This is a genomic window from Colwellia polaris (assembly GCF_002104515.1).
GTDB classification, from domain to species: Bacteria; Pseudomonadota; Gammaproteobacteria; order Enterobacterales; family Alteromonadaceae; genus Cognaticolwellia; species Cognaticolwellia polaris.
Genome location: NZ_NBOE01000011.1, coordinates 119,164 through 136,400 on the forward strand (window position 1 = coordinate 119,164; position 17,237 = coordinate 136,400).

The 17,237-nt window shown below is 38.8% G+C and carries 15 protein-coding genes; 4 read left to right on the forward strand and 11 right to left on the reverse strand.

The window, feature by feature from the left end:
* Nucleotides 1-28 precede the first annotated feature (28 nt).
* The 3 genes from nosP (at nucleotide 29) to B6A32_RS15500 (ending at nucleotide 4,864) form a co-directional block, all read left to right on the forward strand.
* A complete protein-coding gene (gene nosP, locus B6A32_RS15490) occupies nucleotides 29-1,177 on the forward strand; it encodes a nitric oxide-sensing protein NosP (RefSeq protein WP_085305706.1) in 1,149 nt (382 codons plus the stop codon).
* Nucleotides 1,170-3,734, forward strand: a complete 2,565-nt coding sequence (locus B6A32_RS15495; protein WP_085305708.1) for a hybrid sensor histidine kinase/response regulator — start codon at nucleotides 1,170-1,172, stop codon at nucleotides 3,732-3,734. The genes nosP and B6A32_RS15495 overlap by 8 nt, the downstream gene beginning before the upstream one ends.
* Before the next feature lie 239 nt (nucleotides 3,735-3,973).
* Nucleotides 3,974-4,864: a dienelactone hydrolase family protein gene (locus tag B6A32_RS15500; protein ID WP_085305710.1), complete on the forward strand. Its 891-nt coding sequence runs from the start codon at nucleotides 3,974-3,976 to the stop codon at nucleotides 4,862-4,864.
* Between the two features lie 97 nt (nucleotides 4,865-4,961).
* Here the strand turns inward: B6A32_RS15500 and B6A32_RS15505 are convergent, their stop codons facing one another.
* From B6A32_RS15505 to B6A32_RS15550, 11 genes are all read right to left on the reverse strand, one after another.
* Nucleotides 4,962-6,629: a peptidase M16 family protein gene (locus B6A32_RS15505; protein ID WP_085305712.1), complete on the reverse strand. Its 1,668-nt coding sequence runs from the start codon at nucleotides 6,627-6,629 to the stop codon at nucleotides 4,962-4,964.
* Complete coding sequence (pqqE, locus tag B6A32_RS15510; protein WP_085305763.1) at nucleotides 6,626-7,783, reverse strand: pyrroloquinoline quinone biosynthesis protein PqqE; 1,158 nt, start codon at nucleotides 7,781-7,783, stop codon at nucleotides 6,626-6,628. Before pqqE ends, B6A32_RS15505 begins: the two co-directional genes overlap by 4 nt.
* A gap of 55 nt (nucleotides 7,784-7,838) precedes the next feature.
* The gene (gene pqqD / locus B6A32_RS15515; protein ID WP_085305714.1) at nucleotides 7,839-8,123 is read right to left on the reverse strand and encodes a pyrroloquinoline quinone biosynthesis peptide chaperone PqqD; all 285 of its coding nucleotides are present in this window, start codon (nucleotides 8,121-8,123) and stop codon (nucleotides 7,839-7,841) included.
* Nucleotides 8,120-8,893 (reverse strand): pyrroloquinoline-quinone synthase PqqC, encoded by a 774-nt coding sequence (pqqC, locus tag B6A32_RS15520; RefSeq protein WP_198946935.1) that lies wholly within the window; start codon nucleotides 8,891-8,893, stop codon nucleotides 8,120-8,122. Before pqqC ends, pqqD begins: the two co-directional genes overlap by 4 nt.
* 18 nt (nucleotides 8,894-8,911) lie before the next feature.
* Entirely contained in the window at nucleotides 8,912-9,829 is a 918-nt protein-coding gene (pqqB, locus tag B6A32_RS15525) for a pyrroloquinoline quinone biosynthesis protein PqqB (RefSeq protein WP_085305718.1), read from the reverse strand.
* A gap of 111 nt (nucleotides 9,830-9,940) precedes the next feature.
* On the reverse strand, nucleotides 9,941-10,012 hold the full coding sequence (gene pqqA, locus B6A32_RS19610; protein WP_081182153.1) for a pyrroloquinoline quinone precursor peptide PqqA: 72 nt from the start codon (nucleotides 10,010-10,012) through the stop codon (nucleotides 9,941-9,943).
* A gap of 263 nt (nucleotides 10,013-10,275) precedes the next feature.
* Complete coding sequence (pip, locus tag B6A32_RS15535) at nucleotides 10,276-11,253, reverse strand: prolyl aminopeptidase (protein ID WP_085305721.1); 978 nt, start codon at nucleotides 11,251-11,253, stop codon at nucleotides 10,276-10,278.
* A 260-nt stretch (nucleotides 11,254-11,513) separates the two neighbouring features.
* Complete coding sequence (locus B6A32_RS15540; RefSeq protein WP_085305723.1) at nucleotides 11,514-13,466, reverse strand: class I SAM-dependent methyltransferase; 1,953 nt, start codon at nucleotides 13,464-13,466, stop codon at nucleotides 11,514-11,516.
* Nucleotides 13,467-13,822: 356 nt separating this feature from the next.
* On the reverse strand, nucleotides 13,823-13,969 hold the full coding sequence (locus tag B6A32_RS19295; RefSeq protein ID WP_158088499.1) for a hypothetical protein: 147 nt from the start codon (nucleotides 13,967-13,969) through the stop codon (nucleotides 13,823-13,825).
* Complete coding sequence (locus tag B6A32_RS15545) at nucleotides 13,962-14,960, reverse strand: hypothetical protein (RefSeq protein ID WP_085305725.1); 999 nt, start codon at nucleotides 14,958-14,960, stop codon at nucleotides 13,962-13,964. The genes B6A32_RS19295 and B6A32_RS15545 overlap by 8 nt, the downstream gene beginning before the upstream one ends.
* On the reverse strand, nucleotides 14,938-15,273 hold the full coding sequence (locus B6A32_RS15550) for a hypothetical protein (RefSeq protein ID WP_085305727.1): 336 nt from the start codon (nucleotides 15,271-15,273) through the stop codon (nucleotides 14,938-14,940). The genes B6A32_RS15545 and B6A32_RS15550 overlap by 23 nt, the downstream gene beginning before the upstream one ends.
* Nucleotides 15,274-15,657: 384 nt before the next feature.
* Here B6A32_RS15550 and sbcB point away from each other — a divergent pair, with 384 nt between their 5' ends.
* Entirely contained in the window at nucleotides 15,658-17,133 is a 1,476-nt protein-coding gene (gene sbcB, locus B6A32_RS15555; protein ID WP_085305729.1) for an exodeoxyribonuclease I, read from the forward strand.
* Nucleotides 17,134-17,237: the final 104 nt, after the last annotated feature.

The window sequence follows — 17,237 nt, forward strand, 5'->3', positions numbered from 1 at the left end:
GTTATCTACATAATGATGAGCCGAATGTATGCATGAAATAAAAACAGTTACGGCAGTTAGTAAAGCAATAGACCCTGCCATTGCAAGCCTTGAACTATATCAACAATTAAATAAAGCGAACATCAGCTTCGTGCTTTTCTATTGCTCCTCTACTTATGCGCTAGACACACTAGCACAAAGTATGGAAAGCGCCTTTACCGATGTTGATATTGTCGGATGTACTACCGCTGGCGAAGTCACAAACCAAGGTTACGAGCAGCATTCCATAGTTGCTATCGGATTTTCCAGCCAATACTTTGCTATTTGCGCTACATTAATAGAGTCGATGGAAAAATTCGACACCATCAATGCTCAGTCAACCATTAATGAGTTAGTTGAAAGCTGCCAGTCGAAAGAGTTAACAGAGATAAAAAATAACAGTTTCTTACTCACCTTACTCGATGGCCTTTCTTCAAGCGAAGAACAGTTTTTAGTTACCTTAAACTCTGCTGCTAGAGCTATTCCGCATTTTGGTGGTTCGGCGGGCGACGACATAAATTTAACTAAGACTCATGTTTATTATCACGGAAAATTTTATCGAAACGCTGCAATTGTTATTATGGTTAACACCATTTTGCCATTTGAAGTTTTTACCTGTCACCACATCAAGCGACCAATAGAAAAACTCGTGGTTACCGATGCTGACGCAGCCAACAGAACGGTGTACGAATTAAACGCCGAGCCTGCAGCATTAGAGTATGCAAAATTACTCAATATTGACCTGAAAGATTTAAGCCCAGAAGTATTTTCGCTTAATCCATTAGCGGTTAAAGTCGGCGGTGACTACTATATTCGTTCTATTCAAAAAGTGAATGAAGCAGATTTAAGCTTAACATTTTACTGCGCAGTAGATGTTGGTATTGTGCTAACAGCCGTAGAAATGGGCGATATATTTTCCCCTGTAACAGACAAACTTGGTGAAATTTCACAACGCTATGGTGCCCCTGAATTAGTCCTCACCTGTGATTGCTTTTTAAGGCGGCTTGAAATTGAACAAAAAGGCTTAGAATCGCGAGTAAGACGTTTAAATGCCCAATACAACATTGTTGGTTTTAATACCTACGGCGAACATACGAATGGTATTCACTTAAACCAAACTTTTACCGGCGTTTTCATCGCTGGAGGCGACAATGAGTGAGCAAGCTTTAAAAGATGAGTTGGCTTTGCTAAAACATCAAAATGCTAAACTTATTAAAATTAACAATGCTTTAATGCAACGTGTTGAAGACAGTGGCGAAAATCAATATGCCCCCTACACCGCTTTTGAACATTCTGTGCACTTAGCTGAACAAGTAAGAGAAAAAACGCAAACACTGAATGAAACACTCGCAAAATTAGAGTCGAGTAACCGAGCATTAAAACAAGCAAATGATACTGCCAACTTATTTAAACAACGCTTTATAGATGCGATTGAAAGCATTACAGAAGCCTTTGTTTTACTCGATAACGATGGCAGAATTATTCTTCAAAACAGTAACTTTGCCAGCTTTTGGAGTGATTCTGGCTTACCTATTGTTGAAGGTGCAAACCTTAATGACTTAAAAGAGTTAGCTAAAACACGTGGCATTATTCGTCGAGCATCACCGGGGGATAGTTTTGCCAGCCCCGTATATCAGCTATCAGACGACCGTTGGTTCCAACTCAACGAACATCGCACCAGCGAAGGTGGTTGGGTAATGCTTTATACCGATATTACTGCCATTAAAAATGCAGAAAGCGCCCGATACGAGCGTGGCATGGCGCAAAAGTCTTTGTTACTGCAAAACTTAATTGATAACCTTTCACAAGGTGTGGTTTTGATTAGCAGCCAAAACAAAATTGAAGTATGGAATATGCGGTTTGCACAAATTAGTCAATTATCGCCAAACCTTTTACGGGCAATGCCCAACACCAATAATGTGCAAAACTTAACCGAGCTTGATCTCGCACCAAAATCTAGTACAGATAACTATTATTATACCCAAACGCTAATGAATGGAACGGTTTTAGAAATACGAGATCATCGTTTAAATAATGGCAAAATCATCAAAACCTACAGCGATATTACCGAACGTCATCGCTATGCAGAATCGTTAAGAAAAAGTGAAAGTTGGCTGCGATTAATTACTGATAATGTGCCCGCGATGATCGCCTACATAGGCGAAGATCTAAAATATCAGTTTACTAACCAAGTGTATGTTGACTGGTATGGTTTGCCGCAAGGCGGACTTAATGGTTTGGAGCTTGAACAAAGTCGTGTGCATACTAATTTCACTGAATTAAAATCTTATGTTGATCGCGCTTTAAAAGGTGAAAGTGTCAGCTTTGCCATGGAAGAGAAAAACAAAAAAGGTGAGCCTTGCTACCTTTTAAAATCTTATGTGCCTAATCGCGACAATAAAGGCCATGTTCTTGGGTTTTTCGTGCTTATTCGCGACATTACCGCACGTAGAAAAGATGCCCTTGCGCTGCAAAAAGCTCATGATCAACTTGAAATTAGAGTGCAAGAAAGAACGGTTCAACTGCAAGGGTTAAACGATAAGTTAATTGTTGAAGTAGCTGAGCGCAGCCAGGCACAAGCGAATTTACATAAAGCCAAAAGTGAAGCTGAGTTTGCCAACAGCACCAAAACAAAATTTTTAGCTGCTGTTAGCCATGACCTATTACAACCCTTAAATGCGGCGCAGTTATTTACCAGTTCTTTAATGGAAAAAACGTTAGAAACTCATACCAAAAAGTTGCTCGGCTCTGTGTCTAATTCATTAGACGATTTAGAGAATTTAATTTGTACCTTGGTGGATATTTCAAAACTAGATGCTGGTGTGGTAAAAGCTGATAAAAGCTCATTTAAATTATCAGAATTACTGAACAATCTAGCCAGTGAATACCAACAAACCAGTGAACAATTTAAAGTAAAGTTACACTATGTTAGTAGCGATCTTGTGGTTAATTCTGACAGCGTATTATTAGCGCGTATTTTACGTAACTTTCTTTCTAATGCCTTTAGGTATGCAAATAATGGCAAAGTATTGCTTGGGTGTAGACGCCAAGGAGATCATGTTTCAATCCAAGTATGGGACAACGGAATGGGTATTGCCCAAGACCAGCTTCAAGAGATATTTAAGGAGTTTAAACGTCTTAAATCGTCTCAATCAGCGTTTCGTAACGGCCTAGGCTTAGGGCTTGCCATTGTCGATAAAATTTCAACCGTATTAGAGCAACCTATTATGGTTAATTCTACCTTAGGTAAAGGCTCAGTTTTTTCGGTAAAAGTGCCCTTAGGTAAATTAAGTGACTTACCTCAAACCATAAACCCTCAAAATTACGTCCTTGATAATACGGCTTTAGCTAAGCGTAAAATATGGATTATTGATAATGATACGACCGTTTGTGCCGGTATGGCTGAGTTATTAGGCGGCTGGGATTTTATTGTAACCACCGCAACTAGCTTGAAACATTTGCAAGAACAAGTGAATGTGGCAGATGACCATGCAGACATACTCATTGTGGATTACCATCTTGACGACGGCGTTAATGGTTTAGACGTTTCAACCGAGATAAACAGCTTACGCGATAATGAACTGCCGGTAATTATGATCACCGCTAATTACAGTAAAGAGTTAAAGAACGAGGTTAAAGCTAACGATATTCTATTACTTAACAAGCCAGTAAAACCGATGAAATTAAAAACCTCAATGCTGTACTTGTTGAAATAATAGCTGACTAAAGCAAGTAACTTATCCGTTCTAACTAGCCTTTTTTAAGCAACTTGATATAAGTAGCCTGTTTGAAAATAGTTTGTGCCTCAACCGGATACATTGAAACAGCTAGCCTGCTTAAACCTTAACGTTAAATATTGACTTTTAAGTTGTGCTACTCGAGAAATTATCCTACTTTACCCCTAGGTCAAGCGTTCATCTTTTGTCAAAAATCAACATTCATAAGTGAGATTAAAATGTCAAAAAAACTAAACAATGATATCCCTCAAGAAGCATTTGACTGGTACGACTCTTATGCACATGGCGGCATGGATCGTAGAACATTTATGGCAAAGCTTGGTACTTTAGTGGCTGTGGGGTACTCAATGACCGTACTCACATCGGCACTTTTACCTAATTACGCCTTAGCTGAACAAGTTTCTTTTAATGATGCTGACATAAAAGCAACGTATGAATCTTTTGACTCGCCGAACGGTTACGGCACCGGAGCAGGCTATTTAGTTACACCAACCAATAAAACAGGCACCCTGCCCGTTGTACTTGTTATTCATGAAAACAGAGGTTTAAACCCTTATGTTAAAGATGTAGCTCGCCGTTTGGCTAAAGCTGGCTACCTTGCCTTTGCGCCCGATGCTTTATTTCCTTTAGGCGGCTACCCTGGTAATGACGATGAAGGTAGAGCAATGCAAAAAACAATGGATCGCGCTAAGATTCAACATGACTTTGTGGCGGCGGCAAACTTTATTAAGCAACACCCAAGAAGTAACGGCAAGCTAGGTGCTGTAGGCTTTTGTTTTGGCGGTTATATGGTTAATTATTTAGCAGCTATTGACTCTGATCTTATTATCGCCGGCGTCCCCTTTTACGGCACACCTGCATCGAAAGAGTTAAGAAAAAATATTAAAGCATCGTTACTTGTTCAACTAGGTGAGCTTGATGAACGAGTGAATAAATCTTGGCCTGAATATGAAAGCGACTTAAAACAGGCGGGTGTCCCTTATAAAATGCACATGTATAAAAATGCTAATCATGGTTTTCATAACGATTCTACAGGGCGATATGATAAAGAAAATGCAGACCTTGCATGGGAGCGTACATTAGCGTTTTTTGCAGAAAAACTAGTGTAAAAATATGCTTTCACATCGAGTTGATCAACATTGGTCAACTCTTTAACCTCTACTATCTACTATCTACTATCTAAAAAGCTTCGCTTAAATTGAGCTCCTAATCCTTAGCTATTCTTTGTAAATAGCCAACAATATTTTCAGGGCTTAAATCAGCAACATTACGGTTTGTTACTTGATGAACCCTGCCGTACTTTATTTTAGCCAGTGCTAGGCTCTGGCTAATAAAAGCCATATCTTCACTTAAGGTCAACAAGCATGGTGAAATTGTATTTATTTGCTCGACTGGGGCTACGTCAAAAGCGCTATAAATAGCAAGATAAGCTGAGTCTTCAATGGTTAATGCTTGTATGGCATAACAAAAGCCTTCACACCTTCGTGCTATAAATGCGGGATAAGCACTCAATATATAACTGGTGATATTGGCAATAGCTTGTTCTTTTTTGCTAATTTTTATCAACCATAAGGCGTTATGCTGATCGTAAACACTTACCGCTTTAGTGTGATTCTTTTGGTGTTCGTTCTGACTTAACTCTTTGCTAGTTAAGTTTTTATTAGCTGAGTGATTTAATACAAACTGTTGTTTTGCTTTTAGGCAAAGCGAAGTGAATAGTTTAGGTAATGGCTGACTTGCTGACTCGGCTTTACTTCTTTTAACTGGGCTAGTAACAGCACTACTGCCAACACTAATCTCAGCACTAGTATCAAATGTTTGCTCAGCATTAACCGCATCACTAATTTTATCAGCCAAAGATACAAGTGGTGCAATTACCCCTGCTTTAGCTGTTTGAGCTGCTTTTTCTATTTGAATTATTTTAGACTTGGGCTTTAGTTTGAGATTGAGTTTGGATTCGGCTTTCACCTGCCCTTTAATATCAACGGTCAACGTTTCATTTTCAACACTTTTATATTGTTCAAAACGTAAGTCATTTGGCGTGTTCAACGTTAAATAATAAGCATTTATAAGCGTGTTAATTGCTGGGGAATATTTTGCTTGGTAACGCTCAGTTTCGTTATTATCACCACGATTTTTACTGGTTTTTTTTATCTCGGCGTTAGCTTTATTTTTTAACGAATGGTTTTGGTTATTTTGTGCTTGGCTAGCTTGTGCTTGGCTAGCTTGCACAGATAAGCGCGAAATTAGCGTTGATATGTTTTCAATATCGGCATTAGCGGTAACTAACGTAATATTGCTGGCTTGATAAAAACCTTGATGAAAAGCCCTAATTTCTTTAAGTGTTAAGTCGCCAATAGTACTGCTGACACCACCATAATTAAACTCACCTTCTATCTCGCTTGTTTCGCTTATTTCTTTTTTTTCTTTTATTTCGTTGTTGCTCTTGGTGTGCTCTATACCAATAAGTTCACGATAAATAACGCCTTTATCTTTGCCATCATAAACTTCACCGTTTAAGTACTCTTCATTGAACACCGGTGAAAATAAGCCATTTAATAAATACTCTACAACTAAGTTAAAGGTACTTTTACATTGGCTTTGGCAATGGAAATAAGTGGTATCAGCAAACGTAGAAGCATTAATTTTTGCATCAGTAAGCGCAGTGAGTTGAAATAAAGTTTCAGGATTTTCAAAAGCTAAACTGCGACGAAAAATACCATGTTCAACACCATGTGCTACGCCGCTATTATCAAATATTGGCGTGTTAACCACAAATAAGGCGCTATAGCCCTCATTATTAATGATATTGACCTGCTTTAAACCATTTTCATGGCGATACAATTTATCAATCAAGGCTGCATCTACGCTCATACTTTTACGGTAACAATATTTAACTCAGCATTTTTAGCATGTTTCATCGCCGTACTTTGGTTAATGCGATCAACAATAGCTTTAGAAGGTTTTATTGCGCTCTCGATAGCTTGTTGAATAAGATGATGATCTTCAGACTTACTACAAACAGGATCAGTTTTGTGCATGTCGCCTGTCATCATAAAGGCCTGACAACGACAACCGCCAAAGTCTTTCTCTTTTTCATCACAACCCTTACAAGGTTGTGGCATCCAATCGTCACCACGAAAGTATTCAAATGAAAAGTCTTGCTGCCAAATGTCGGCAATCGACTTTTCTTTAACATTTGGAAAAGTCAGCGGTAACATTTTTGCGCTATGACAAGGCAAGGCTGAGCCATCAGGCGTAACGGTTAAAAATGTGGTGCCCCAGCCATTCATACAAGCCTTAGGGCGTGTTTCATAATAGTCAGGGGTTACAAAAATAAAATGTGGCCCTTTGCCTTGCTGTTGTTCTCTAAACTCATTAACTATTCGCTCAGCTTCAACCAATTCTGCTTGAGTGGGCAGCAAATGATCACGGTTTTGATACGCCCAACCGTAATATTGCGCAGTGGCTAACTCAACATAATCAGCCTCTAACTCACAACTTAAACGCATAACTTCAGCAATTTGACTGATATTTTGTTTAGAAATAACAAAGTTAAGCACCATAGGGTAACCTTGTGCTTTAACCGATTTAGCCATTTTAAATTTTTGTTTGTAAGCGTTGCCTTTTCCGGCAATAGCATCGTTTACTTCGGGATCAGCTCCCTGAAAACTTATTTGAATATGATCTAACCCAGCTACTTTTAACTTAGCAATGCGTTTTTCAGTTAAGCCAATGCCCGAGGTAATTAAGTTAGTATAAAAACCTAAATCTCTTGAATGCTTTACCAGTACTTCTAAATCTTTCCGTAATAGCGGTTCGCCACCTGAAAAGCCCAGTTGCACCGCGCCCATATCTCGGGCCTCGGTAAATACTTGGCACCATTGCTCGGTGGTTAGCTCATCTTTGGTTTCAGTTAACTGTGTTGGGTTCGAGCAATAAGGACAGTGTAATGGGCAGTCGTAAGTTAACTCGGCAAGCAACCATAATGGTGGACCGACGACCGTTGAAACGCTTTCAGTTAGCATTTCGTTTGAACTTACGTCAGGGGTTTCCCCTACTGAATTAGATGTAGCGGTTTGATCATTCATAATATAGCCACTTTTTTTCAATTGCAGTGCTGATAAAATCGTTCACATCTGCAGATAAATCACCGGCGTCAGGGAATTTTTCATTCAGAGTATCAGTAATTTCTTGCAGGTTTTTTTTGCCATCAACAAGTTGCATAATTTCGCCAGCACCACCGTTAAGTTTTACCATGCCCTCAGGAAACAACAACACAAAACAGTTTTGTGCTTTTTCCCACTGAAAACGAAACATGGCATTTAGTACCGGTACTTTATTAGATGCTACTGCTGCTGTACTCACTTAAATATCCCCTTGTGGCAAATAGGATTGGCAATGGCTTCATCACCTAATATAGCTTGATAAGGCGCCTTGCCTTGTTGATATGCTAATGAAATAGAATCTAACATGCTCCACAGAATATCTAGCTTAAATTGTAAAATATTCAAGGCATCTTCTTGCTGGGTGCGGCTAATAAAATGGTCTAAGGTTATTTGTAAACCATGATTAACATCGCGGCGCGCCTGCGATAAACGCATTTGAAAATAACTTAAGCCTTCAGGCTTTATCCACGGGTAATTTGTTGGCCATGAATCAAGACGACTTTGGTGTATTTCAGGGGCAAACATTTCAGTTAACGATGAACAAGCCGCTTCTTGCCAGTTTGCTCTACGGGCAAAGTTAACATAAGCGTCAACCGCAAAACGCACGCCTGGCAGCACAAATTTTTCATCGAGTAAATCTTGTCGATTTAACCCTACTGCCTCACCTAAACGCAACCAAGCTTCAATGCCACCTAACGTGTCATCACCCACGCTGCCGTCATGATCAAGAATGCGCTGAATCCATAAACGCCTAGTTTCTATATCACGACAATTGGCCATAATAGCGGCGTCTTTTATCGATATATTCGCTTGATAATAAAAGCGATTAGCAACCCAGCCTCGTATTTCTTCTTTACTACATTCGCCGTTATGCATAGCAATATGAAACGGATGATGAATATGATAAAGCTGACCTTTATCTTTTAGCTTTTTTTCAAACTGTTCTTTGGTCCAAGCCTGCATAAAAATGGATCCTATAAAATGAGATTAAATCGTTATTTCCATGCCGTCGGTGGCAATTTCAACACCCTTGTCTAAAACATACTGATGCTGAGGAGACTCTTCATTTAAAATGGGGTTTGTGTTGTTTATATGAATAAGAATTTTTCGCTCAATTGGGAATTTATTTAATAACGCAACCGTGCCAAACTCACCATTAACCGGCATGTGGCCCATTTCTGAACCTAACTTTTTACCAACGCCTTGCGCGATCATTTCATCGTCTAGCCACAATGTGCCGTCGATAAGTACACAACTTGCTGCTGATAAAATTTGCTCAACTTGAGCATTACTTTCAACAATACCGGGGAGATAAAATAAATATTTACCGCTGGTTTTATCAATAATTTTTAAGCCAATGTTATTACCATCAACCACTTTATCGCGATAGCGAGAATATGGCGGCGCATTCGACTCTATAATAACCGGCTCAAAAGCGATATCAGCAACACCTTTGACGCTAAATGGTGCGCGTTTTTCAGTATCAATAAGATTAAAATTCAAGCCGCCGTGCCAGTGTTCTAACATGTTAAACAAGGGAAATACGGTTGATAGATCTTCATAAACTACATCACTGCAATAAACGTCAAGCGGCAAACCTTCTCGCAACGTTAATAGGCCAGTGGTGTGATCTATTTGGCTATCAGTTAATATAGCCGCTCTAATATTTGTACCTCGGCTACCTTGCTCTGGCCAAAGTTGGGGCGATTGATTAATTTGTTGACGAATATCTGGAGAGGCATTGATTAACACCCAGTCTTTGCCATTAGGGCTAACAGCGATTGACGATTGTGTGCGCGCAGTGGCTTTAATTGTTCCGTCGCGTAAACCTTTACAGTTAGCGCAATGACAATTCCATTGTGGAAATCCGCCACCTGCAGCTGAGCCTAGCACTAAAATTTTCATATGTGCCTCGAGTTAAAACAAGTGGGAAAGGAGAAATTAAACAGTGAAAATTAATTACCTCAGTTTTTTAAAAATTAACGCTAACTGAAGTAATTATTAATGGTGTAATTATTAGCGATTGTTGATGTAAAGAGTAACCTCAAATCCTAAACGCATTTCTTCAAAATTAGGCTTAATCCACATAATTTATTCCTCTTTGGTTAGTAAAACGTAACGTAATATTGCTTACCTAGTTACTGTATTTAATTTCTATTTAATAAAAAATCATACTTTAGATGGAAAAGTATAGGTGCATGTAAGGAAAAGGATATTGCACCGATATAAAAGCAGTTAAAAGATACTAATGTTTTGGTTAAGTCGCCTACCTCAAACGTTTAATAATACTAAAAATTGTTACTATTAGAGTATCCGTTAACGCTTATCCCTTTAACCCTTAACCTTATCCATCAGCTAAGCTTTGCAAAATCATTCGTAGCTTTTACTAGCGCCGAAATTATTTTAGGCTCGCTAGCAACATGCCCAGCCATTTCAATAATTGAAAGTTCAGCTTCCGGCCAACATTGCTTTAATAACCACGCTTGCTCAACGGGGCACACCATATCCTGGCGACCATGAATTATTGTTGTTGGAATATGTCGAATTTTATCAATATGTTCAAGTATCGGTGCTTGCTCAATAAAGCATTGGTTCATTGAATAATACAACTGAATAATGGCCGATGTTTTTTCATCTTCTGTAATTGAAATATCGTCAAGCGTAAGCAATTTTTGCCAATAAACCAGGCTAGCTTCCCAAAATTGTATTCGCTTAAGCATACCGTTTGACGGTTGGCTATTATCACTAGAAAGCTGTTGATATATTGCCGATATTGGCTCCGCTTGCTGTGAAATAGGCAAGTGTTCAACTAAGTAACGCCAAGCCTCAGGGTAAGTTTTAGCCGCACCATTTTCGCTATAAAACCAATCAATATCTTGTTGGCGAGCCAGAAATATTCCGCGTAATATCAAGCCCGCAACTTTATCAGCAAATCGCTGTGCATAAGTTAGCGCTAACGTAGTGCCCCAAGAGCCACCAAAAACCAACCATTTTTCAATACCTAAATGTTGACGTATTAACTCAATATCTTCTACAAGATGGCCGGTAGTATTATGTTTTAACAGCCCTTTAGGACGAGAACGACCACAGCCACGTTGATCAAACAAAATAATATGGTACAAAGCAGGATCGAAAAAGCATCGATGTGATGGCCGACAACCAGATCCTGGTCCTCCGTGCAAAAAAATCACTGGAATGCCATCAGGGTTACCGCATTGCTCAACATAAAGTTGATGTGTTTGTGCTGTGGTTTCATTGATTATTGCTGCATTAGCAACGCTGAGATAGTAATGCTGAAAAGGCTCAATGGCTGGATAGAGAGATAACATTAACATAAACCCTAAATTCTATAAGCTTTGACGTATTCGGAACTAGTATCGGACCATACTAATTCGGTAAGTACTTTGACTCAATGTTTAAAGTAAATCAGTTAAGGATAGTGATTAAAGTGTTAGCTTATTATAAAAGAGCTAGGAAAAGCAGTAAGTGCTTCTAAAATTCATGGTTAATCTATATTAGCTAAAGACTAAATCCATATAAACTTCAATTAACAAACGCTTTTTTGTAGCCCCAAAGATGAGATACTTAACTACCATTCTCGCAACTGCTGCATTTCTTTCAATCGCCCACGTTGCATCATTAATGCTTCAAACAGATCATCGATTGATGTATTAGCTGAATTTAATCCCGGTAAGGCGATATTCGCTTCGGCGAAAAATCTTTTCATTTGTTGTATCTGCGCGTCATTATTTAGTGTTGGAATTTCTGGCGTTGGCATGAGGCCATTTATACTTATTGCGTAACCCACTGAAGCTTCTCTTACTTCATTTTTGCTGTATTGTTCATTTGTATTTGCTTGATTAGTTTGATCTGATGCCGTTAAACTTTGGTTTAAAACAGCTGCGTTGGTGTTGTTGTCTAACCAAGCTACTTGCCACCAGTGCTGAATTCTTTCTTTCGATTGTTTTAACTTCTGCTCCGTCGGCAAGCGGTCGCTTTTTTGGTTGTTAATTTGGCTATCGGTTGGCAGTAAATTCCATAAGTCATTATTAGGCCAACGAGCGAATGGCATGCTGTGGTCAATATCGTAACTTTGCATTAATGATTTTTCTGACCATACACAACGTATTTGCTCAGACTTAGGTAAACTTGTTTTAAGCTCTTCAAAACGTTTACGCACTTCGGTTGTAGTGCGTTTTGGCTCTTCCCAATTTAGGGCTTGGTATAAGTGATACTGTTGTTCTGGGGCTGAATACTTAGCATTACCTGAATAACTTGCCATGGTTTTAACCCATTCGCTGACCAATACAGGTTCAATCCAGCAAGCATAACGATTGAATGCTAGCCAAGTAGATTCAGGAAGAGAGAACTCGCCCCATTGCTCAAGTGTTTGTAAATCAAGGAAGATACTGTCTTTTGCTTTTACGGTTTTACTGGCAACTTCAAATACCGTTTGAGTACTATTGGCTGCTTGGTTTGGGAAGGTAATGTAGCGACAAGGCATGGTTTTAATATTGCTCACTGCTGCTGAAATAGTTTTATGTAGTGCTGTAGCGTCTTCACCGGTAAACAAGTTGCCAATACGGTAATCTGAAGCGGCTCTGTGCGTTAACTTATGCCAGCCATTATCTTTCATAAAACCCATGTTAGGATCAGCACCTGGTCTTTGGAATATACTATGTTTATCAATTAAATCTTTGTATTGATGACACCAATAAAGCGCGACTAAGCCAACAGGTAAAATAACGCGATCGCCAAATGGTGAAGTTTCTCTTCTAAGGACTGCACCGGGGTGGCCATCAGCAATGCGTAGTAACACTCTTAATAAAGCTAATTTATGAGTGGCTGATTTTCCGTCATTAAGTGCCACATGTCGGATAAAAGGAAATGCGCCTGTGCCATCGTCTGGCATTTGCAATACAACCGTTTGCCATGAAACGTGATTTCGGCCTAATTGGTCTTCTTCTTTTGGGGTTTCTAGCTTGGTAAACAGCCCAGCATCAGCAGCTAAACGTATTAATTCATCAGCACATACATTGTGCATTTTACGTTGTTTTTTCTCTTCATCGGTTTGCCCATGGCGCAGAGAAATAACTAGCTTACCGCCCGGCTTAAGCAAGTTGGAAAGTTTACGAATAGCACGCGCACGTTCACTTGGTGGAACATGCATCCAAACAGCGCTTAAAAGTATTAGATCAAAGCTGATTTCTTGTTTAGTTAAGTGGCTTAATGACGGTAGTGAATCTACTAGCCACTTTACGTTTAAACCTGAAGTTTGAAGTGCTCCAATTTCTGCCAGTGTTTTTGCAGGTTCTACGGCAAATATTTGAATATTGTTTTTATCATCATGGGTTGAAGCAGCTAATTCAGCAATATGCTTTACATCACGACCAGCTCCAGCACCTAAATCTAGAATACGTGCATTAGGATTTTCTATTACAGCAGGGAGAAACTGTGACCAACTTTGGTGAACCTCATCAAAAGATTTTGAGAGATACTGTTTAGCTAGTTCATCAGCATTGTTGTTATAAAACTGTGGCATCGATTACAACATCCTATATACATGCAGCGCATGTAACTTCATCCATGCTGCGTTTGTTAGCTTATAGTAAGTGCTAACAATGCAGGGTTTAACTTAGGTAACTGAATGTAAAATCATGTTTTCAATCAGTTTATGTAATTTCCATAATGCTCTATTTATTTTTTATTGTCTGTAACTATTTGTACAACAATATGATTTTTTATAAAGAGGTATTTTGAACAAATAAAAAGGTATAGCACTAAAAGAGTTGCTATACCTTTATTTTAAGAGGCTTTGCTAGCGGTATAGCTAAAAATAGGCTATTTGAAATGTTATTAGTTAGTGTCTATTGTAGAACCGCTATTGTTTATTAAGGTTTATTCTTTTAATTGGTATTCTAATCGACACCAACCTGGTTGGTCTTCTATGGGCTTACACCCTAAAAATTCCCATAGGCCATCTTCTTCTATTTCACGTTTATTGGCTTCACAATGTTCACAGGGTATTTCACGATGCTCAGACATTATTGGCCTCCTTTGCTAGTTTACAAACCAAGTTTCTGTGTGCCTCTATCACTGCAGCATATGTGGGTGAAGCACCATCTAGTTTAGAAATTGCAGAAAAATATAGTTTGGTAGACGATTGTCTTTTGTCAATTGTTTTATCGTTAAGATATTGCTGCCACCTTTGTTTAATTTGGTTTCCAATGCCCCCAACGAGGTTTGCCGCGTTTGCTGAATCTATTACCTGTGGCCATTGTTCATCTTTCAAAGAGGCTGCACATTTAAGTGTATGCAATGCTGATTTTTGCTGTTTGTTTAGTTCATCTTTGTATTCTTTAACGGCATCTCGAGCTTTAGTGTTAAACGCTTGTCTAACAAATCCTTTTGTTGCTAAATGTTTAGCAGCAGTGCCCGTTGCAAAATATTGCCCTACTTGCAAACCATCGGGGTTAAGATCATCAGCATCAGGCACTTTCATGGTGGTATCGATGCTGGCAATTACCGAAGGGTAAACATCAACATCGTTTACATTGCCAAGTGGGATATACGAGGCTTCTATTCGCTTATAACCGATATTAACCGAGGGCTGACTTTGAGTAACGCCAACTTTGAAACCTAGGTTAGTACTTGTACCAAAAAACATCCCTAATTTACTGCCAGTTAACTCCTTCTCATCATCAGTATTTTCACTATAAGTGCTTGCTTCATCTACGACTAAATTTGCGGCTTCGCCCGTTGCATAAAGCTGCTGCACTTTCGGCGCAAATAAACCACCATCGGTTTTTATTGATGACACCACAGGAGGCAAGGCACCATTGCTATATACAGGTGCAAAATATCCTTCTACTCGGTCATATCCCACGGTAATTTCAGACGGCGTCGTTTCAACATCGGCAATACTTAGTGAAGATTTGGTGACGAAAACGACTTTGTCTGTTGTTGTACAGGCAGCAGTTAAACAACTTAGTATTAAAACAATAGCTGATTTTCTACTCGCTTTTATTTTTATCATCTTCCTTTCCTTTACCTTGTTCATTAATTAGTACAAGGGCATCATTCTTGATGGAGGTAGTTGATTCTTTGTTGTAGCCGACACTTACTCCTGAGTACAGCGGTCCGTTACTAAGCAAAATGCCAACATTCGTAACTTCAATTTTATCTCCTGCTTTAAGTTTATCGTTTTCAACGCCTTGCATAGTTATATTCATAAAACCGACCATATTATGGTTGCCTTCACTATCAATATAACTAATAGCGCAGCCCGACATAACAAACATTAAAATCAGATAAACACTTAATTTAAGTAACTTGCTAACAAACTGCATGTAGAAATATTCCTAATAAAGACAACCAGTGATTTGAAGTGCTTTAATTAGAATAGTAAATAACGCCAAATTCGCAAAAACATTACTATTGAATACTTCTTTTAGCTTTTATAAACACAGGTGGTAGTATTAATTATCATTACTATTATTGAGCACTTTAGTTGTGCAATGTTATGAGCATAGTCGTAAGATTAAATAGAAATAACATTTTCAAAATATCAACCAAGACAAGGTATTTATGGGATATTCTATTAACGCTGTGCTAAAGTCATACCCATAAATCGACCTAATGTTAAGTACTTACAAATAACTTTATATTTAAAACTAAAATAAAAACCAAAACGTAAGATTACCTAACTAATAAAACTCAACAAGTTGTTTTACATGGATAAAATGAATCAAAACTCTTCTGTTCAACCTTCTACTGACCAAGCGACTATTCTTTGGCACGATTATGAGACCTGGGGAATATCACCAAAATTTGACAAGCCTTCGCAGTTTGCGGGTATTCGTACCGATCTTGATTTAAACATTATTGGTGAGCCTGAGATGTTTTATTGTCAGCCGCCGCAAGATTATCTACCACAGCCTGAGGCTTGTTTAGTTACCGGTATTACGCCGCAAAAAGCTTTGCGTGATGGGTTAACTGAAGCTGAATTTGCGGATCGTATTCATGGCTTATTTACCCAACCTAATACTTGTGTTGCTGGTTATAACAGTATTCGTTTTGATGATGAGGTAACTCGCTACCTGCTCTATCGTAACTTTTACGACCCTTATGCGCGTGAATGGCAAAATGGTAATAGTCGTTGGGATATTATTGATATGGTGCGTGCTTGTTATGCCCTTCGCCCTGAAGGTATTGAATGGCCTACGGTTGAGCGAGATGGCGAGCAAGTGGTTAGCTTTCGTTTAGAATTGCTGACACAGGCAAACGGTATTAGTCATGAAGCCGCACATGATGCGATGAGTGATGTTTATGCCACTATTGCTATGGCGAAGTTAATTAAAGAAAAACAGCCTAAGTTGTATGAGTTTATTTTTAATTTGAAAAATAAAAAACAAGTGGCTGAGTTAATTGACGTTTATAACATGACACCGGTTGTACATACCTCTAGCAAGGTGTCTTCTGTACATGGTTGCACGAGTTGGTTTGCGCCAGTTTGTTATCATCCGATTAATAAAAATGCCGTTATTGCGATAGATTTAGCGCAAGATCCAACGCCGTTATTTGAGCTTTCAAGTGAAGAAATAAAAGCGCGTTTATATACCCGTTATGACGATTTGGCTGAAGACGAGTTGCCTATCCCAGTTAAGTTAATTCACTTAAATAAGTGCCCTATTATTGCGCCAGCAAAAACCTTGTTGCCTGAGAACGCCGAGCGTTTGGCTATTCCTCGTGAGCTTTGTTTAGAAAACTTAAAAATGCTAAAGCAATATACTGAGCTTAGAGATAAGTTAACCGATGTTTTTGCTGAAAGTGATTTTGGTGACGAACCGGTAGAAGCTGAGTTTGCACTTTATGGTGGTAAGTTTTTCTCGCATAGCGATAAAGCGCAAATGGATATTTTGCATCAATTAGCGCCAGAGCAATTAGGTACGCATCCTTTTCAGTTCCAAGATGAGCGTTTAAATACTTTGTTGTTTAGTTATCGTGCGCGTAATTTTCCTTATACCTTGGACGATGGCGAGCAACAAAAATGGCAAGCGCATTGTCAAAATAGACTTCAGCACGGTAAAAAAGGTTTGTTAAGCATTGATGAGTTTATGATAAAAATTGAAGATTTAGCGCATCTGCATGAACAAAACCAAGCAAAAATGGCCGTGCTGAAAGCGTTATACGAGTACGTGCAAAGTTAACAAAATACTGCCTATTTATGCCGACTTACTTAACTGGAATTAATTAAATTAACTAAGTAAATCGGCTAGTTTTTTGTGTGTAGAATATAGCGATTCAGCTACAA